At 74.3% G+C, this 18,293-nt stretch carries 14 protein-coding genes; 5 read left to right on the top strand and 9 right to left on the bottom strand.

The window, feature by feature from the left end; genetic code table 11:
• Positions 1 to 5 precede the first annotated feature (5 nt).
• The 4 genes from CHF16_RS17180 (at position 6) to pabB (ending at position 4,627) form a co-directional block, all read left to right on the top strand.
• Complete coding sequence (locus tag CHF16_RS17180) at positions 6 to 752, top strand: SAM-dependent methyltransferase (RefSeq protein ID WP_245868670.1); 747 nt, start codon at positions 6 to 8, stop codon at positions 750 to 752.
• 94 nt (positions 753 to 846) lie between these two features.
• Complete coding sequence (locus CHF16_RS17175; protein ID WP_089327063.1) at positions 847 to 1,185, top strand: YciI family protein; 339 nt, start codon at positions 847 to 849, stop codon at positions 1,183 to 1,185.
• Positions 1,182 to 2,378 carry an RNA polymerase sigma factor gene (locus CHF16_RS17170; RefSeq protein WP_089327062.1) on the top strand — a complete coding sequence of 399 codons (1,197 nt, stop codon included), beginning with the start codon at positions 1,182 to 1,184 and terminating at the stop codon, positions 2,376 to 2,378. The genes CHF16_RS17175 and CHF16_RS17170 overlap by 4 nt, the downstream gene beginning before the upstream one ends.
• 95 nt (positions 2,379 to 2,473) lie before the next feature.
• Positions 2,474 to 4,627: an aminodeoxychorismate synthase component I gene (gene pabB, locus CHF16_RS17165; protein WP_089327061.1), complete on the top strand. Its 2,154-nt coding sequence runs from the start codon at positions 2,474 to 2,476 to the stop codon at positions 4,625 to 4,627.
• 7 nt (positions 4,628 to 4,634) lie between these two features.
• On the opposite strand, the gene CHF16_RS17160 is transcribed toward pabB, so the two are convergent.
• Positions 4,635 to 5,249 (bottom strand): ATP-binding cassette domain-containing protein, encoded by a 615-nt coding sequence (locus tag CHF16_RS17160; protein WP_245868667.1) that lies wholly within the window; start codon positions 5,247 to 5,249, stop codon positions 4,635 to 4,637.
• Positions 5,250 to 5,533: 284 nt separating this feature from the next.
• Positions 5,534 to 6,934 carry a glycoside hydrolase family 16 protein gene (locus tag CHF16_RS17155; protein WP_089327059.1) on the bottom strand — a complete coding sequence of 467 codons (1,401 nt, stop codon included), beginning with the start codon at positions 6,932 to 6,934 and terminating at the stop codon, positions 5,534 to 5,536.
• Positions 6,935 to 7,152: 218 nt separating this feature from the next.
• Between CHF16_RS17155 and CHF16_RS17150 the strand changes: the two genes are divergently transcribed.
• Positions 7,153 to 8,157: a LacI family DNA-binding transcriptional regulator gene (locus tag CHF16_RS17150; RefSeq protein ID WP_089327058.1), complete on the top strand. Its 1,005-nt coding sequence runs from the start codon at positions 7,153 to 7,155 to the stop codon at positions 8,155 to 8,157.
• Positions 8,158 to 8,217: 60 nt separating this feature from the next.
• Here the strand turns inward: CHF16_RS17150 and CHF16_RS17145 are convergent, their stop codons facing one another.
• The 7 genes from CHF16_RS17145 to CHF16_RS17115 form a co-directional block, all read right to left on the bottom strand.
• Positions 8,218 to 9,075, bottom strand: a complete 858-nt coding sequence (locus CHF16_RS17145; protein WP_089327057.1) for an alpha/beta fold hydrolase — start codon at positions 9,073 to 9,075, stop codon at positions 8,218 to 8,220.
• Between the two features lie 60 nt (positions 9,076 to 9,135).
• Positions 9,136 to 10,497, bottom strand: coding sequence for a dihydrolipoyl dehydrogenase family protein (locus tag CHF16_RS17140; protein ID WP_089327056.1), 1,362 nt, complete (start codon positions 10,495 to 10,497; stop codon positions 9,136 to 9,138).
• Positions 10,490 to 11,407 (bottom strand): carbamate kinase, encoded by a 918-nt coding sequence (locus tag CHF16_RS17135; RefSeq protein ID WP_089327055.1) that lies wholly within the window; start codon positions 11,405 to 11,407, stop codon positions 10,490 to 10,492. Before CHF16_RS17135 ends, CHF16_RS17140 begins: the two co-directional genes overlap by 8 nt.
• Entirely contained in the window at positions 11,404 to 12,339 is a 936-nt protein-coding gene (gene argF, locus CHF16_RS17130) for an ornithine carbamoyltransferase (RefSeq protein WP_089327054.1), read from the bottom strand. Before argF ends, CHF16_RS17135 begins: the two co-directional genes overlap by 4 nt.
• Positions 12,336 to 13,586 carry an arginine deiminase gene (locus CHF16_RS17125; protein WP_089327156.1) on the bottom strand — a complete coding sequence of 417 codons (1,251 nt, stop codon included), beginning with the start codon at positions 13,584 to 13,586 and terminating at the stop codon, positions 12,336 to 12,338. The genes argF and CHF16_RS17125 overlap by 4 nt, the downstream gene beginning before the upstream one ends.
• Positions 13,587 to 13,594: 8 nt before the next feature.
• Entirely contained in the window at positions 13,595 to 15,046 is a 1,452-nt protein-coding gene (locus CHF16_RS17120; RefSeq protein WP_179271560.1) for an amino acid permease, read from the bottom strand.
• Between the two features lie 487 nt (positions 15,047 to 15,533).
• Complete coding sequence (locus tag CHF16_RS17115) at positions 15,534 to 18,233, bottom strand: ATP-binding protein (protein ID WP_089327053.1); 2,700 nt, start codon at positions 18,231 to 18,233, stop codon at positions 15,534 to 15,536.
• Between the last annotated feature and the right edge of the window lie 60 nt (positions 18,234 to 18,293).

Raw genomic sequence — 18,293 nt, 5'->3', positions numbered from 1 at the left:
CCCGAATGTGGAACTACTGGGTCGGCGGCAAGGACTACTACGAGATCGACAAGCAGGTCGGCGACCAGGTCGCCGCCGCGTACCCGGGCGTCGGCGACGTCGCCCGGCACTCCCGCGCCGCCCTCGGCCGCGTGGTCCGCCACCTCGCCGAGGCCGAGGGCGTCCGGCAGTTCCTGGACGTCGGCACCGGCCTGCCGACCCACGACAACACCCACGAGGTCGCGCAGCGCATCGCGCCCGAGACGCGGGTGGTGTACGTCGACAACGATCCGCTCGTCCTGGTGCACGCGCGGGCGCTGCTGGTCGGGCGGCCCGAGGGCAGAACCGACTACGTCGAGTGCGACGTCCGCGATCCGGAGCGGATCCTGGCGGAGGCCGCGCGCACCCTCGACTTCGCCGCGCCGGTCGGGCTGATCATGTTCGGGATCATGGGGAACGTGGTGGACGACGCCGAGGCGACGGCGATCGTCCGCCGCCTGGTGGACGCGCTCGCGCCGGGCAGCTTCCTGGCCCTCAACGACGGCACCGGCAGCGTCGACAGGAAGGCCCGCGAGGAGGCCGTCAAGATCGCGGTGGAGCAGGGCTCGACCCCGTACGTGGACCGCTCTCCGGAGGAGCTGGCCGGCTTCTTCGAGGGCTTGGAGCTGCTCGAACCGGGCATCGTGCCGACCTCGCGGTGGCGGCCCGACCCGAGCCCGTTCGGCCCGCCGCCGGAGGTGGACGCCGCCTGCGGCGTCGGCCGGAAACCATGATCCTCGCGGGGGATGTCCGATCCGGGCCTCCGCCGATCGTCTAGGGGGTGAGGCGGAACCGACCGGCCCTGATGATCGACACGAGGGGGACCCGATGAAGTACGTGCTGCTGTTCGTGGAGACCGAGGAGTTCGCCAGGAAGCTCGCCGAGATGAGCGAGGACGAGCGCCAGGTCTCCTACGAGCAGGTCGCAAAGTGGTTCGCGGAGCACGACGCGCAGATCACCCACCACGGGCACCTCCAGCCCGCGCACACCGCCACGACCGTGCGGCTGGACGGCCCCGAGCCGATGCTCACCGACGGCCCGTTCGTCGAGGGCAAGGAGGTCGTCAGCGGCTACGCCGAGGTGGAGGTCGCCGACCTGGACGAGGCCCTCGCCATCGCCCGCGCGTGGCCCGCCTGCCCCGTGGTCGAGGTCCGCCCGCTCACGTGACGGACCCGGTGCACGCCGAGCTGGCCCGGGTGCTGCGCGAGCACGCGGGCCGGCTCACGGCGTCCCTCATCCGGACCCTCGGCGACTTCTCCGCCGCCGAGGACGTCATGCAGGACGCCCTGGAGACCGCGCTGAAGCGCTGGCCCGCCGAGGGCATCCCCGAGCACCCGGACGCGTGGCTGCTCACCACGGCCCGCCGCCGCGGCATCGACCTGCTGCGCCGCCAGGCCGCCTACCGGGAGAAGCTCGCCCGGCTCCAGTGGCCGGTCCCCGGCGAGCCCGACGACCGGCTCAAGCTGGTCTTCACCTGCTGCCATCCCGCGCTGCCGACCGCTTCGCAGGTCGCCCTCACGCTGCGCACGGTGTGCGGGCTGACGACCGGGCAGATCGCGGCCGCGCTCCTCGTCCCGGAGACGGCCGTCGCGCGGCGCATCACCCGCGCCAAACGCAAGATCACCGACGCGCGGATCCCGTACCGGATCCCGCCGGACGGCGAACTGGACGAGCGCCTCGACCAGGTCCTCTCGGTCGTGTACCTGCTGTTCAACGAGGGGTACCTGACGAGCCGCGGCGACCGCCCGCACGCCCGCGACCTCGCCGGCGACGCGCAGTGGCTCGCCGAGAGCCTCGCCTGGCTGATGCCGCGCCGGCCGGAGGTGCTCGGCCTGCTCGCCCTGATCATGCTGCACCAGGCCCGCACGCCGGCCCGCTTCGACGCCGGCGGTCACCTCGTCCTGCTGCGCGACCAGGACCGCGCCAAGTGGGACCGCGACGCGGTCGCGGAGGCGGTCCGGCTGATCGAGCGGGCCGCCGCGATGCGCCGCCCCGGCCCGTACCAGGTGCAGGCCGCGATCGTCGCGTGCCACGCTGAGGCCGCCACATGGGACGACACCGACTGGACGCAGATCCTCGTCCTCTACGACATGCTGCTGGGCATGACGCGGTCGCCGGTGGTCCGGCTCCACCGCGCCATCGCGCTCCGCTACGTGCGGGGCCCCGCGGCGGCGCTCGCCGAGCTGGACCCGCTCGCCGGGCCGCTGGACGGCCACCACCTCTACCACGCGACCCGCGCCGAACTCCTGCGCGGCCTCGGCCGCGACGGCGGCGCCCGCGCCGCCGACCGCCGCGCCCTCGCGCTCACCGCCAACCCCGCCCAGCAGGCCCTCCTCGCCGACCGCCTCACCTGGTCCTGAACCCGCCCCGCGGGCGACCGGGGCCCGGTGGCGTCGAGTACCGTTCTGGGCGTAACCGGGTCAGGCCGGACAACAATGCGGAGGCGGCGCGGTCGGTGCGGACCCTGATCATCGACAACTACGACTCGTTCACCGGCAACCTCGTCCAGTACGTGGCCGAAGCCGGTGCCGAGCCCGTCGTGCTGCGCAACGACGAGGCGGCCTGGCACGCGGGGCTGCTCGACCCGTTCGACACCGTGGTCATCTCGCCCGGCCCCGGCTCGCCGGAGCGGGCCGCCGACTTCGGCATCTGCCGGGACGTGATCGAGCACGCCCGGATCCCGCTGCTCGGCGTCTGCCTCGGCCACCAGGGGATCTGCCACCACTTCGGCGGGCGCGTCCGGCCCGCCCCGGAGGTCAGGCACGGGCTGACCTCGCCGGTGGAGCACACCGGCGACGCCCTGTTCCGGGGCGTGCCGTCGCCGTTCACGGCGGTGCGGTACCACTCGCTCGTCGCGGACGATCCGCCGCCCGCGCTGGAACCGATCGCGTGGACGCCCGACGGCGTGCTGATGGGCGTGCGGCACAGGCGGCGGCCGATCTGGGGCGTCCAGTTCCATCCGGAATCAGTGTGCACGGAGCACGGGCGGCGCATCATCGCGAACTTCCTGGCCCAGGCCGGGCCGGTCGGCGCGAAGCCCTCCTCCCGGGGCCGGGCCGCCGCCGCCGAGGCGCGACCTGCCCAGCCCGAGGCGCGACCCGTCCGGCCTGAGGCGCGGCCGGCGCCGTTCCGGGTGATCGCGCGGCGGCTCGGCGCGGCGGCGGTGGCCGAGGACGTGTTCGGCGCGCTGTTCGCGTCCTCCGACCGGGCGTTCTGGCTGGACAGCAGCCGCACCGGCGAGCACGGCGGGCGGTTCTCCTTCATGGGGGACGCCTCCGGCCCGCTGGCGCGGTTCGCCGCGTTCGACGTGGCCACCGGGGACCTCACGGTCGAGTCGGCGGGCGGGCGCGAGCGGGTGGAGCGCGGGTCCTTCTTCGACTGGCTCGACGCCGACCTGCGCGCCCACGCGGCCGACGTCCCGGACCTGCCGTTCGGTTTCGCGCTCGGCTGGGTCGGCTACCTCGGCTACGAGCTCAAGGCCGAGACCGGCGGGGCGCGGGCGCACCGGTCACCGCACCCCGACGCCGCCATGGTGTTCGCCGACCGGGCCGTGGCGTTCGACCACGCGGAGGGCGCGGTCCACCTGCTGGCGCTCTGCCGGGCCCGGGACGACCGCGACGCGCTGGCCTGGCTGGACGCCGCCGAGTCCCGCCTGGCGGACCTCGCGCCGCCGCCCGAGCCGGGCCCGGTCGAGCCGGGCCCGGTCGCGGCGCCGTCCGGGATCGCCCTGCGGCACGGCCGCCCGCGCTACCTCGGCAAGATCGCCGAATGCCGGCGGGAGATCATCGCCGGGGAGACCTACGAGGTGTGCCTGACGAACATGCTCACCGCCGACGTCCGCGCGGACCCGTGGGACCTCTACCGGCGGCTTCGGCGCTCCGACCCCGTGCCGTTCGGGGCGCTGCTGCGGTTCGGCGACCTGTCGGTGCTGAGCGCCTCGCCCGAGCGCTTCCTGCGCGTGTCGGCGGACGGGACGGCCGAGTCCAGGCCGATCAAGGGCACCCGGCCGCGCTCGCCCGACCCGGCCGAGGACCGGCGGCTGCGCGCGGACCTCGCGGCGAGCGCCAAGGACCGCGCGGAGAACCTGATGATCGTCGACCTCGTCCGGCACGACCTCGGCGGAGTCGCCGAGACGGGGACGGTCACCGCCGACCCGGTGTTCGCCGTGGAGAGTTACACGACGGTCCACCAGCTGGTCAGCACGGTCCGGGCCCGGCTGCGCCCGGACGTCTCGGCGTTGCGGTGCGTGCGGGCGGCGTTCCCCGGCGGCTCGATGACCGGCGCGCCGAAGATCCGCACCATGCGGATCCTCGACCGGCTGGAGGAGGGACCGCGCGGCGTGTACTCCGGCGCGCTCGGCTACTTCTCGCTGTCGGGGGCGGCCGACCTCAGCATCGTGATCCGCACCGCCGTCGCCACGCCGGGGCGCGTCGAGTTCGGCATCGGCGGCGCCGTCACCGCGCTGTCGGACCCGGACGCCGAGTTCGCGGAGACCGCGGTCAAGGCCGCCCCGCTGCTCCGCCTGCTCGGCGTCCCCTTCCCGGACCCGCCCGCCGCCCCGTCCGCCGAGGCGGCTGGAACCGGCCGGGCCCTCGTGGGCGAGGGCTGACGGGGCTTCACGCGGCCCGTGCGCGCGGAGGTGGCGCGGCTGGGCAGGCCCGGCCCTCGTCGACCACGCTGGTCCGGTCGGCGCGGGACGCCTCGGCGAGCGAGCGCGTGGAGAACAGGATCGCGGCTCCCGAGCCCGCCACATCGCGCAGTACCGTCCAGATCCGCTCGACCGTGCCGCTGTCGAGGCCGGCCAGGGGATCGTCCAGGAAGAGGACGTCGGAGCGGTTCAGCAGGGCCAGGGCCAGATCCAGCAGGCGCCGCTGCCCGGCGGTCAGCCGCTCGAAGCGGACCGCCGCCAGGTCGCCGAGGCCGGTCAGCTCGAGTGCCTCCGCCGTCGTCAGCGGGTCGAGCGTCCAGCGGCGGTAGGACTCGGCGACCTCCTCCACCGTGAAGCCGGCATGGTCGCCGCCCTCCCGCCAGACGGCGCCGAGGCGCAGCCCCTCCCGGTCGCCGTACGGGTCGGCGCCCCTCACCCGCACCGACCCGGACACGGGCCGCCGCAGCCCCGCCACCGCCTCCAGGACGGCCGTCTTGCCCGACCCGGCCCGGCCGAGAAGGGCGCAGATCTCACCCGCCGCCACGGTGAACGAGACGCCCGCGCCCTTCTCGCGGCCGCCCACTCGCAGATTCCGAACCCGGATCACCGGCTCCATTCCGTCCCCCCAAGCCGGCGGCCCCGTGCGGGCCCCGGCATGCGCGAGGGCGCCGCCCTACCGGCGCCCTTCAAGATCACTCGAAAGGGACTCTAAGGTCGTCAAGCCGCTGTTCGCCCAGTTCGGGCGGGGTCGTTCGCGCTCCGTAAGAACTCGCGCTCCGTGAGAACCGGCGCTCCGTGAGAACTGGCGCTCCTGAGAACTGGCAGGGCCGCCGGCCCGGTGGCGGGACGGCGGCCGTGCGGTGGTGGTCAGCTCGCGAAGGTGAACCAGTTGAGGTTCACGAAGTCGGCGGGCTGGCCGCTGCTGAAGGTGAGGTAGACAGTGTGGGTGCCGGTCGTCCCGGAGATGGTGGCGGGGACCGTCCGCCAGCTCTGCCAGCCGCCGGTGTTCGCGATCGCGAAGTCACCGATCACCGGGCCGGTCGGGCTGTCCAGCCGCACCTGCACCAGGCCGCTGACCCCGGCCGCCGCGCCGGAGGCGACCCTGGCCTTGAACTGCGTCGCCGGGGTGCCGCCGAAGTCGACGTTGTCGAAGCGCAGCCAGTCGCCGTTGCCGATGTAGCCCACGTTCTGGCCGCCGCCGGTGTCGGTCGTGGTCTCCACTTGCGTGCCGGACTGCGCGGTGCTGCTCTCCGCCTGGATGGTCGAGCGGGCGTCGACCGTGTCGCCCGTCGGCGGCGGGGTGGTCGAGCCGCCGCTCTGCCAGACCGCGACGTAGTCGACGACCATGGGCCGTCCCGAGACGGTGTCGGCGGTGGGCGTGCCCTGGCCGGCGACGCCGTTGGGGAAGGCGCCGCCCATGGCCACGTTCAGCAGCAGGAAGTAGCCGCCGTGGCCGGTCATGTTCGCCCATGTGCCCGCGTCCAGCTGGTTCTGGCCGACGCTGTGGAACTGCTGGCCGTCCACGTACCAGCGCAGCTGGTTGGGGCTGACGCTGCGGTCCCACTCGAAGCGGTAGGTGTGCATGCCCGCCTGGCAGGACGTCCCCGGGCAGGCCCGGCTGGCGCCGATGCCGCTCGTCTCGTTGCAGGCGCCGCCGGGGTTCGTGCCGCAGTGCAGGACGCCCCAGACGGAGTCGATCCCGTTGACGTTCTCCATGATGTCGAACTCGCCGATCGACGGCCAGTTCTGGTAGTCGCCCCGGTACGGGGAGCCGAGCGCCCAGAACGCGGGCCAGTAGCCGAGCGCCTGGGCTCCGGTCACGTTGGGCATCTGGATGCGTCCCTCGATGCGCAGCACGCGCCCGTCGGCGGGCTTGAAGTCGGTGCGCCGCGTCTCGATGCGGGCCGACGTCCACTCGCCGGACGCGGTCTTGACGGGGGTGATCCGCAGGTTGCCGCCGCCGTCGAGGCTGACGTTGGCGGGGTCGGCCGTGTAGTTCTGGATCTCGCCGGTGCCCCAGTTGCCCGGGCCGCCGGGGTAGCCGTGGCCCGTGTCGATGATCCAGTTCGCCGAGGAGGGGAGCGCCCCGGCGGCGCCGTCGAAGTCGTCGCTCCAGACCAGGCTCCAGCCGGACGGGGGCGGCGGGACGGACGCGCCGGCCTCCGGCGGGGACGCGGCGAAGGCGACGGCGGCCGCGGCCGGGAGCGCGGCGGCGAGCACGGCGAGCGCGGGCCGGCGCCAGAACGTGGGACGTCTCGGTGAGGTCATGGCGGGAACCTCCAGAGAGGGGTGGGAGCAAGCGGGGGGCCTGCCTCTGGTGCGCTCAATGTCACTCGCCCGGGACCCTTCGTCAAGAGGTCGAGAGAGCGCTCTCTTGACACGATCAGGCAGCGAAGTATGGTGTGAACAGGTCTGTTGTGCCCCTCAGGGAAGTTCTGAACTATCTGCGAAATCGCTCTCTCGTGAAGGCGGGTGGAGAGGCGGGCATGAGACGTCCCACGCTGGAGGCCGTCGCGGCCAGGGCCGGGGTCTCGCGGGCCACGGTGTCGCGCGTGGTCAACGGGTCCGCCACGGTGGACCCGGGGATACGCGCGGCGGTCCTGCGCGCCGTCGAGGAACTCGGCTACATCCCGAACTCTGCCGCCCGCAGCCTGGTGACCCAGCGGACCGGGTCGATCGCGCTGGTCGTCTCCGAGCCGCCCGCGCGGGTGTTCTCCGACGACCCCTTCTTCCCGGCGGTCGTCCGCGCCGTGAGCCAGGAGCTGGAGGCGGCCGACAAGCAGGTCGTGCTGATGATGCCGTCCACGCCGGCCGGCCAGGCGAGGGTGGAGCGGTATGTCGCGGGACGGCACGTGGACGGCGTCATCCTGCTCTCCCTGCACGGCGCGGATCCGCTGCCGGCGGCCCTCCTCCGGACGGGCGTGCCCGTCGTGTCGCACGGCCGCCCCGTGTCCACGACCAGGCCCCCGTACTGCGACGCCGACAACGTCGGCGGCGCGCGCGCAGCCGTCGAGCACCTCCTGGACAGGGGGCGGCGGCGCATCGCCACGATCACCGGTCCACCGGACATGTCCGCCGGGCTGGACCGGTTGGCCGGCTACCGCGAGATCCTCTCCGGGACCGACCGCAGGTCCCTGGCCGCCATGGGCGACTTCACCCGCGAGTCGGGGGCGGCGGCCATGGCGCAGCTCCTGGAGGACGACCCGGGTCTCGACGCGGTGTTCGCCGCGAACGACCTGATGGCGGCCGGCGCCCTGCACGTGCTGCGGAAGGCGGGCCGCCGCGTCCCGGACGACGTCGCCGTCGTCGGCTTCGACGACATCGAGGCCGCCCGCTATACCGACCCGCCGCTGACGACCGTCCGCCAGCCGGTCGCCGAGGTGGCGCGGGCCGCCGTCCGGATGCTCCTCGACGGCGACGGCGAGGGCTACGGGGAGCGGGCGGAGCCGGTGGTCCTGCCGACGGAGCTCGTCGTGCGCGACTCCACCTGACACGCGGCCGGGCGGATCCGGCCCCCGCAGCCCGGATCCGCCCGCCTCGCGGAGTGCCCGCTATCGGACGCTCGACCTCGCCGCCCGCTCGATGACCCGGGTGACCGTCCCGGGGTGCGTCATCAGGCCGAGGTGACCGGCGCGGTACTCGGCGACCGTGGACCCGGCCCGCGCGGCCATGGCCCGCTCGGCCGCCGCCGGGATGATCTCGTCCTGCGTTCCGATGAGGTACCAGGACGGGATGCTCCGCCAGGCCGGGGCGCCGGACGGCTCGTTGAGCGCGCCGACCGTGGCCGGACGCTGGGTGGCCGTGACGAGCGCCTTGTCCCGCGCGTCCAGCCCGGTCGCGAACGACGCGGAGACGGTCGACCTCTTGAGGTACAGGTCGGTCGCGGGCGTGGGCGGAAGGGTGTTCGGCACGAAGTCGAAGACGGTCGCCGGGTCCACCGAGAGCGCGGAGTCCGGACCGGCGAGCGCGGTGGCGGACTCGCCCTCGTCGGGCGCGAAGGCGTTCACGTAGACGAGCGCCTTGACATTCGCGTTCCCCGTCGCCGCATTGGTGATCACGGCGCCGCCGTAGGAATGGCCGACCAGGACGATCGGGCCTTTCTGAGCTTCAAGGAATGCCCGCACGAACGCGGCGTCGCCGGACAGCGACCGCAGCGGATTGGCGACCGCCACGACGGGATACCCGTCGTCCTGGAGCCGGGTGACGACCTTGCTCCAGCTCGATGCGTCGGCCCAGGCCCCGTGCACGAGAACGACCGTCGGCTTCGGCGTCTTGTGCCGCTTCTCCTGCGAGAACGCGCTCTGCGTCTGGACGATGCTCGTGAGGACGAGCGCGACGGCGAGGACGAGGATCGCCGCGGCGGGTCTCCTCCTGAAGTGACCGGCGATCTGACCGGAGGAACCGTTCATGGCCTTCTCCTTTTCGGTGGATCCGTTGTTTCAGTGCAGGTTGTTTCAGCGGAGGTTGTTTCAGTGGAGGTCGTGCAGCGCCGCTTCCACGGCGCGGTGAAAGGTCGGATACGTGAAGATCATGTGCTTGAGGAGATCGGTCGGCGTCTCGGTGTGGACGGCGACGTTCAGCCCGTACAGCACCTCGCCGCCCGCCGGCCCGGCGGAGGTCGCGCCGACCAGCACGCCCCGGTCGGCGTCCTCGACGAGCTTGACGAACCCGTCGTTGCCGGGGCCGTGGATCCGGCCGCGGGTGGACTCGGGGATCGGCGCGAGGCCGGTGCGCACCCGCATGCCCCGGTCGCGCGCCTGCCGCTCGGTGATCCCGACCGCGCCGATCTCCGGGTCGGTGAAGGTGACGCGGGGCAGCGCCCGGTAGTCGGCGTCGCGGCCGGGGCGGCGCAGGATGTCGCGGACGGCGATCTGCGCCTGGTACATCGAGACGTGCGTGAACGCGCCGCGGCCGGTGACGTCACCGACCGCCCAGAGCCCGTCGGCCGCCCGCATCTGCCCGTCGGTGGGCACCGCGTGCGCGGCCGGGTCCAGGCCGGCGGTGCCGACGTCCAGCGCGGCCAGGTCGGTGCCGCGCCCGGTCGCGACCAGGAGCCGCTCCGCGCGGACCGGCTCCAGGCCGCCTTCGAGCAGCGCCTCGAACATCGTCCCGTCATGCGCGAAGGCGACGGTCCGGGCACCGGTGCGGACGGTGGCGCCGTCGGCCCGCAGCGCCCGCGCGGCCAGCTCCCCGGCCTCGGGCTCCTCGCGGGAGAGCAGCCGCTCCCCGCCCTCCAGGACGGTGACCGCGCAGCCGAAGCGGGCGTACACCTGCGCGAGCTCGACGCCGATCGCGCCGCCGCCGAGGACGAGCATCGAGGCCGGCATCTCCGCGGCCTCGATGGCCTCCCGGTTCGTCCAGTACGGCGTCCCCTCCAGCCCCGGGACGGGCGGGACGCGCGGCTGCGACCCGGTCGCCAGGAGCACGCCGCGCCGGGCCTCGAACGTGCGGTCGCCGGCGGTGACGCGGCGCGGGCCCGCGAGCCGCCCCCGCTCCCGGACCAGCCGGACCCCCTTGGCCGTGAGGCGGTCGGCGGCGGCCTCGTCGTTCCAGCCGGCGGTGGCCTCGGACCGGACGCGCTCGGCGACCCGGCTCCAGTCGGGGACGGCCTTGCCCTCCCCGGCGAGCGCGGGGACGCGGCCCGCCTCGGCGAGCACGTTCCCGGCGCGGATCATCATCTTGCTGGGCACGCACCCCCAGTACGGGCACTCGCCGCCGACGAGCCCGGCCTCGATGCCGACCACGTCCATCCCGGCCTCGGCGAGCGCGCCCGCGGCGTACTCGCCGCCGGGGCCGAGCCCGACCACCACCACATCGGCCTGGTCATCCATACCGTCGTCCTCCGTCGTCCTCGATTCGGGTGCCCGCGGCCCCGGACAGGAGCGCGGGCGCGTCGGTGAGCGCGCCGACCACGGCGACGGCGCCGCGGCGGTGCTCGGCGAAGCGGCAGGCCGCCTCCGCCTTGGGGCCCATGGAGCCGGCGGGCAGCGGCAGCCGCCGCAGCAGCGCGGGGGTGACGCGGCGGACCGGGCGGGCGCGCGCGGTCCCGAACCCGCGCTCGATCGCGGGGACGTCGGTGAGGAGCAGCAGCACGTCGGCCTTGAGATGCCGCGCGAGCAGCGCCGCCGCGAGGTCCTTGTCGACGACCGCCTCGACGCCGAGGTGGCCGCCGCCGGTGGGGACGCCGCCCCCGCCGACGGCGACGACCAGGCATCCCTCGCCGGTGAGCCGCGCGATCGTCGGCAGCTCGACGATGGCGCGGGGCTCGGGGGAGGGGACGACCCTCCGCCAGGCGGTGCCGTCCCGGCGCATCGTCCAGCCGTGCTCGGCGCGCAGCCGCTCGGCCTCCGCGTCGCCGTAGCCGCGGCCGACGAACTTGGCCGGGTCGCCGAACGCCGGGTCGCCGGGATCGACCTCGGTCTCGGTGAGCAGCGCGGCGATCTCCCGGCCCGGCAGCGCGCGCCGCAGCTCGCGGACCAGCCAGTAGCCGATCATGCCCTGCGTCTCGGCGCCGAGCACGTCGAGCGGGTAGGGCGCCGACAGGGCCGGGTCGGCGGCGCTCTCCACGGCCAGCAGCCCGACCTGCGGGCCGTTGCCGTGCGTGACGATCAGCTCGTTGCCGGCCGCGAGCGCGGCCAACCCGCCGACGGCCTCGCGCACGTGCTCGACCTGGACGGACGCGTCCGGGATCTCGCCCCGGCGCAGCAGCGCGTTGCCGCCGAGCGCGGCGACGATCCTCACGGCCGGCCGTCCAGGCGCTCGGTGAGCAGCGCGAACAGCACGGCCTGCGCGGCGGGCAGCCGGTTGGCGGCCTGCTGGAAGACCAGCGAGCGGGCGCCGTCGATGACGCCGGCGGTGACCTCCTGGCCGCGGTGCGCGGGCAGGCAGTGCATGAAGACGGCGTCGTCGCGGGCCCGGGCCATCAGCCGCTCGTCCACCCGGTAGGGCGCGAGGGCCTCGGCGCGGCGGGCCCGCTCGTCATCGGCGTCGCCCATGGACAGCCAGACGTCGGTGTAGACGACGCTCGCGTCCTTGACCGCCTCGGCGGGGTCCTCGGTCACCAGGACGGCCCCGCCGCGCCGCCGCCCCTCGGCTGCCGCGAAGGCGACGGCCTCCTCGGGCGGCGCGTAGCCGGGCGGGGTCGCGATCGCCACGTCCATCCCGGCGAGGGCCGCGGCCTCCATCAGGCTGCGGGCGACGTTGCCGCCGTCCCCGAAGTAGGCGACGCGGTGCCCGCGCAGGCTGCCGAAGTGCTGCTGGACGGTGAGCAGGTCGGCGACGGCCTGGAGCGGGTGGTGCCCGTCGGTCAGGGCGTTCACGACCGGGACGGGCGCCGCCTCGGCGAGGTCGGCGACGTCGGCGTCGGCGTAGGTGCGGATCACGATCGCCGCCGAGTAGGCGCCCATCACGCGGGCGGTGTCGGCGATGGTCTCGCCGCGGCGCAGTTGCAGCTCGTCGGGGCCGACGGCGATGGGCGTCCCGCCGAGGCGGGTCACGGCGGCGGCGGTCGACAGCCGGGTCCGGGTGGACGGCTTGGCGAAGTACATCGGCACGATCTGGTGGGCGAGCAGGTCGTGCGCCGAGTCGGGCACCCGGTGGAAGTCGGCCGACAGGCGCAGCAGCAGCATCAGGTCGTCGCTGCCCAGGTCGGCGATGCGCAGCAGGTCCTTCACGGAGTCACCTCGTTCTGGGGAGTGGCCTGGCTTTCTGGAGCGGCCGTGTCGCGCTGGAGGGGGCAGCTCATGCAGCGGGGGCCGCCGCGTCCGCGGCCGAGTTCGCCGCCGGGGATGGTGATGACCTCGATGCCGTTGCGGCGGAGCATGGTGTTGGTGGTGACGTTGCGCTCGTAGGCGACGACCACGCCGGGTTGGAGGGCCAGGACGTTGTCGCCGTCGTCCCACTGCTCGCGTTCGGCGGCCCGCACGTCCTGCTTGGCGGACAGGACGCGGATCTCGGGCAGGTCGAGCGCGCGGGCGATCGCGGGGAACAGCGCGTCGTTGTCGTCCACGGTGACGGTGCCGCCGGTGCCCGGGGTGAGGGTGTAGGACCGCAGCGCGGGCAGCTCGGGGTAGACGGTGAAGGCGTCGCGGTCGACCATCGTCATGACGGTGTCCAGGTGCATGTACGCGCGCTGCTTGGGCAGTTGCGCGGCGATGACCTGGCGGGCGGCGCCCGCGGTGAACAGCCGCTGGGCGAGCAGCTCGATGGCCTGGGGTGTGGTCCGCTCGCTCATCCCGATCAGGACCACGCCGTTCCCGAGGACGTGGACGTCGCCGCCCTCGATGGACGGCAGGCCGAAGTCGGTGCCCGGATACCAGACAGGGGCTTGGGCGGCGGTGAACATCGGGTGGTGGCGGTAGATGGTGCCCAGGTGGAGGGTCTCGCGGCGGCGCGCGGGCTTGGCCATGGGGTGCAGCGTCACGCCGCCGTAGACCCATGCGGACGGGTCGCGGGTGAACAGGTGGTTGGGCAGCGGCGGCAGGATGAAGTCGCCGTCGTCCAGGGAGGCCAGCAGCAGGCTGTGGGCGGCCAGGTGCAGTTCGGCCTTGGTGAGTCCGCCGATGAGGTGGCGGGTGAGGGTGTGGGGGTCCATGTCCTCCAGCACGGCGCGCACGGGGTCGGCGAGGGTCGGGCCGAGCACGGCCTGGGACACGGTGTGGTCGAGGACGTGGGCGCGGGCCTGGTCGGTCTTGAGGGTCTCGGCGAGCAGGTCGGCGAGATAGTGGACCTGGACGCCGCGTTCGCGAAGCGTGTCGGCGAAGACGTCGTGCTCCTGGCGGGCGCGTTTGGCCCAGAGCACCTCGTCGAAGAGCAGGTCGTCCTTGTTGGCCGGGGTGAGGCGGAGCAGCTCCAGGTCGGGGCGGTGCAGCAGCACCTGCCGCAGCCGTCCGGCCTCGGAGGAGACGGTGAACACGGGCATGGGTCCCTTCAGACGGCGTGCACGGGCGGTTCGGCCGGGCCGGGCGGTGCGGACGGAGCGGGCGGTGCGGACGGAGCGGGCGGCGGGCCGTACTCCTCGGCCTCCTCCACCGCGACCTCGATCTCGGCCTCGATCACTTCCTCGCGGACGCGGTGCTCGCGGTACTTCAGCCAGGCATAGACGGGTATGCCGGCGAAGATGAGCAGCGTGCCCTTGTAGACGACCTCGTAGCCGGCGCCGGCGATGGCCCAGACGGTGTAGCCGAAGGCCAGCAGCGCGATGATGGAGCCGCGGGCCAGGCGCCGCCCGGAGAACGCGACCCGGTCGGTGGCCAGCAGCACCAGCTCGGCCAGGGACGCGTAGGCGTAGGGGATGACGGTGGTGAGCGTCGCCAGCAGGATGATGAAGGTGAACTGGTCGACCAGGCCGGCGTTGTAGTTCATCAGCATCAGCCCGGTCACCAGCACGCTGGAGATCACCAGCCCGACGGCGGGCGTCCCGCCGCGCCCGGTGCGGGCGAACACGCGCGGGAACAGCCCGTCGCGGGCGGCGGCGAACGGGATCTGGCCCTGCAGCAGGATCCAGCCGTTCAGGGCGCCGAACGCGCTGATCGCCGCGCCCGCCGCGACCAGGTCGGCGGCCCACCCGCCGAACGCGGCGTCGGCCGCGTCGGCGAACGGCGCCGTCGAGGTCGCCAGCGCGGCGGCCGGGACCAGGCCGAGGACGGCGACGGTCCCCAGGATGTAGATCAGCGCGGTCACGGCCGTCCCGGCGACGGTGGCGCGGGGGATGGTCTTCTCCGGCTCGGCGACGTCCTCGGCCGGGACGGTCGCCGACTCCAGCCCGATGAACGACCACAGGGTGAGCGCCGCGGCGGCGGTGACCGCTCCGAACGCGCTGTCCCCGCTGGCGTTGAACTCCCCGAAGTTCCCCGACTTGACGAAGAACAGCCCGCCGACCGCGATCATCAGCAGCGGCACCAGCTTGATGACGGTGGTGAACACCTGGATGGCGCCGCTCTCCCGGACGCCGTAGGCGTTCACCGCCGTCAGCAGCCAGATCGTCGCGACCCCGACCGCCGCAGCCAGGACCTTGTCGTCGGCGAGCGAGGGCCAGAAGTGGGCCAGGTAGCCGACGAACGCGACCGCGATCGCCGCGTTGCCCGCCCACACCGCGATCCAGTAGCCCCAGGCGGTCTGGAACCCGACGAAGTCACCGAACGCGCGCCGCGCGTAGGCGTAGGGGCCGCCGGTCTTCGGATAGGCCCGGGACAGGCGCGCGAACACCAGCGCCAGCAGGATCGCGCCCGCCGCGGTGAACCCCCACGCGATCAGGCTGATCGGCCCGTACTCGGCCAGCGAGCTGGGCAACAGGAACACGCCCGACCCGATCATGTTGCCCACCACCAGGGCCGTGGCCATCCACAACCCCAGCTTCCGGCGGGCGGGTCTCGCACTCATGAGTACCTCCTCAGGCGCGGCGGAACGCCGCGGTCGCGACTGGTCATCCGGATGGGCGGCTCCGGCCGGAGCACCGGTCAAACGAGCGTCGGCCGGGGTCGGCCGGGGTCGGCCGGGGTCGGCCGGGGTCGGCCGGTTCGGACGGGAGCGGTATTTCGGTGAGGGTGGCGGCGGCTTTTTCGAGAGAATCCGCCCGGCTCGACGCGGTAACGTCGTCGCCGGATGCGGAACGGTTCCTCGGGCGACCTTCGCCGCGGCGGTCGTGCGACATTCCGTCCTCCCAGGGCAGGCGCTTCACCGGACGAACCGGGCTTGCCTTACTCACCTTCTCCTGGTGGCTCTGACGTGGCATGACACGAACACATGAGATCGACGAATGAGGTTGCGCACCCATTTAGAGAATGGCGGATGCGGAGGTCGGAAAGGGTATGGCGAAAGTTCGGAACCGTTCGCTGCTGAACGGTTCCGACTTTCGGGAGCCGACGGGTCAGCCGGCGGTCTCTCCGTGCTCCAGGTAAAGGCGTGCGAGCTGGACGCGCGAATTCACGCCGAGCTTCTGGAAGACGTGCATGACGTGCGTGCCGACCGTGGCCGGGGAGAGGAAGAGCTGCGCGGCGGCTTCACGGTTCGTCGCGCCTCCCGCGACGAGCGCCGCGACCCGCCGTTCGGCCGGGGTGAGCGCCTGCCAGCCCTGCTCGGCGCGGCGGGGTCTGGACCGCCGCCGTTGCCGCTGTCCGGCGGAGCCCATCCTGCGCCGGACCCGCGCCGCTTCGTGATCGGCACCCGTCCGGACGTATCCGTCCTCGGCCTCGGTGAGGTACGCGATGGCCGCGTTCCGGTCGGCGTCCAGAAGCAGGCGCCCGGCGTCCTCCAGGGCGGAGGCCAGCGCCAGCGGGTACGGGCATCCCCGCAAGATCTCCACGGCCTGCCTGATGGGGGCGATGTCGTTATCCAGCAGCCCGCGCGCGTGCGCCGCGACCGCAGTGAAGAACCCGATGCCAGGGTTCAGCGCGGCCCTGCGCTCTGCCTCATCGACCACGGCCGCGGCATTGCCGGACCGGCCGGCGCTCAGCAGCATCCGCACGAAGAGAGGATCGTCCGCGGGCCATTCGCCAGGCCGGCGCAGCCCGTCGGCCTCGCTCGTACCCAGGACCCGGCCCGCTGCGGCGGTCACACCCGTCAGCGCTGCGACACGTCCGGCCACGCTCAGCGCGTCGAAGGAGACGGCCTCGCCCGCGCCCGCTTCCCCGGTCATCGCGAGCGCGGCGTCGGCCTCCGCCCGCGCCTCGGCCAGCCGTCCCGCAGCCAGCAGTAGCCGGGCGTGCGTGGCCAGCCACAGGGGCAAGCCGTGGGTCTGGCCGGGTCGGCGGGCCGCTGCGGCACCGTCCGCGGCCCCGCGCAGCCCTTCCTCCAGGCGGCCGGTCATGCCGTGCAGCGACGCCTGCCAGACGGCCGGCCTGAACAGCGCGGCGGTGTCCGGCGAGGCGGCGACGGCCGCGGCGGCGAGACGCTCGGCTGCGGCGAACTCCATCCGCCGTGCGTGTGCGAGGGAGTCGGCGGTGTGGAGCAGCGCCAGCGCCGCGCCGTCCTCGGCCTGCACAGCCGCCTCGGTGGCGGGCGCGAGCAGCCGTTCAGCAGCGGCGACGTCACCTGTCAGGACGGTGGAGAGGCACTGAACGGCCATCAGCTGGGCGCGCATACCGTCCGGCAGCCCGTCGAGCGCGGCGCCCGCTCGGCTGTGCCGCAGTGCCTCGGCGTACGAGCCCTGAAGCGCCGACAGCCCCGCCTCCAGCCGGATCCGGCCCTCGACGGCCGCGTCCAGCGGACCGTCCAAGACCGAGTCGGCGAGCTTGCGGCCCTCGCCGCCCCGGCCGGTCCGGACGAGCAGAGGAACGGCCTCCGCGACGGCGGCGGCCCGTTCCGGCGAGCCCGCGGGCGCGAGCGCGACGGCCTGCCGGGCGAGCGGCACTGCGGCGTCCGGCGCGGCCTCCGCCAGTTCGGCCAGGGCCCTGCGCAGCAGCGCGGTGGTATCGGCGTCGCCGGGCTCCGCCGTCTCGGCCAGAGCGAGAGCGACCTGGCCGATCGGAACCCCCTGCGCCAGGCTCAGCTCGGCGGCCCGCTTGCGCAGCGCCCGCCGCCGCGCCGCGGGGACCGTCCCGCGCACCGCCTCGCGGACGAGGTCGTGCCGGAAGCCGAGGGGGTCACCGGCGCGGACGAGGCCCGCGTCGACGGCCTCCTGGAGCGCCGTGACGACCTCGGCGGCGCCGTACCCGCCGAGGTCGGCTAGCCGCCCGGCGTCCAGGTCGCGGCCGAGCACCGAAGCGAGCCGCAGCACGTCGCGGGCGACCGGCGACAGGTGCCCGAGCAGGCGCCGCGCGGACCCGTAGGAGTGGACCGGCGAGTGCCGCCCGGTCAGCCGCGCCGCCCCGCCCGTCCGGATGACCGCGCCCTCGGCACGGAGCCCGCTGACGATCTCGGTCACCGCGAGCGGCCGGCCCTCGGCTCGGCGAATCAGGGCGAGGACGTCCGCGCCGGGCTCGGCGCCGAGCAGGTCCGCGGCCATCTGGGAGGCGGCGTCGGCCGGCAGGGGGCCGAGGCGCATCGTTCGGGCGCCGGCGTCCGCGAGGCGGGCGACGGCGGCCCTCACGTCGGCGCCCGGCGACCCTGTGCGGGCGGCGACCAGCCACCGGATCGGATGCGCGGACAGCCGCGCGGGCAGGGTGCGCAGCGCCAGCAGCGTCCCGGCGTCGCACCACTGGAGGTCGTCGAGGACGACGAGCAGCGGCCGTTCCCGCGCCGCCCGCTCCAGTTCGTCCCGCAATGCCCGGAACAGCCAGAACCGCTGCTCGGCGGACCCGGAGAGCGTCCGGAGCGCAGCAGCATCGAAGGCGGGCGAGGCCAGCATGTCGAGCAGCGCGCCGAACGGAACGTTCCGACGGTCGCGCTCGCCCGCCCCGCCGAGAACCCGGACCGGAAGGGACTCCGCGATGACCCGGGCCTCCCGCAGGAGGCGGCTCTTGCCGGACCCCGGAACCCCCTCGATGAGCAGAATCCCGCCTCGCCCGCTGCACAGCCGCCCCAGCCACCCGGTCAGTTCGGCGACCTCGGCATCGCGGCCTCGCAGCGGGAGCCCGTCGTCCGGCGTGAGGACGCCGCCCGCTTCTCGCGCCATCTCCTTGACCGCCATGCCCCCGCCTCCTCCGTCCGACCCTGCCGGGCGGACGATCACCGCCCGGCATCACTCACT

It is taken from the genome of Actinomadura meyerae, from assembly GCF_900188445.1.
GTDB classification, from domain to species: domain Bacteria; phylum Actinomycetota; class Actinomycetes; order Streptosporangiales; family Streptosporangiaceae; genus Spirillospora; species Spirillospora meyerae.
This window is presented reverse-complemented; position numbering and strand designations above follow the sequence as displayed.

Coding starts and splice junctions, on each gene's coding strand:
- CHF16_RS17140 (WP_089327056.1), bottom strand. CDS start 10,497: ATGGATGACCAGGCCGATGTGGTGGTGGTCGGGCTCGGCCCCGGCGGC.
- CHF16_RS17145 (WP_089327057.1), bottom strand. CDS start 9,075: ATGAACGGTTCCTCCGGTCAGATCGCCGGTCACTTCAGGAGGAGACCC.
- CHF16_RS17180 (WP_245868670.1), top strand. CDS start 6: ATGTGGAACTACTGGGTCGGCGGCAAGGACTACTACGAGATCGACAAG.
- CHF16_RS17155 (WP_089327059.1), bottom strand. CDS start 6,934: ATGACCTCACCGAGACGTCCCACGTTCTGGCGCCGGCCCGCGCTCGCC.
- CHF16_RS17115 (WP_089327053.1), bottom strand. CDS start 18,233: ATGGCGGTCAAGGAGATGGCGCGAGAAGCGGGCGGCGTCCTCACGCCG.
- CHF16_RS17175 (WP_089327063.1), top strand. CDS start 847: ATGAAGTACGTGCTGCTGTTCGTGGAGACCGAGGAGTTCGCCAGGAAG.
- CHF16_RS17120 (WP_179271560.1), bottom strand. CDS start 15,046: ATGAGTGCGAGACCCGCCCGCCGGAAGCTGGGGTTGTGGATGGCCACG.
- CHF16_RS17125 (WP_089327156.1), bottom strand. CDS start 13,586: ATGCCCGTGTTCACCGTCTCCTCCGAGGCCGGACGGCTGCGGCAGGTG.
- CHF16_RS17150 (WP_089327058.1), top strand. CDS start 7,153: ATGAGACGTCCCACGCTGGAGGCCGTCGCGGCCAGGGCCGGGGTCTCG.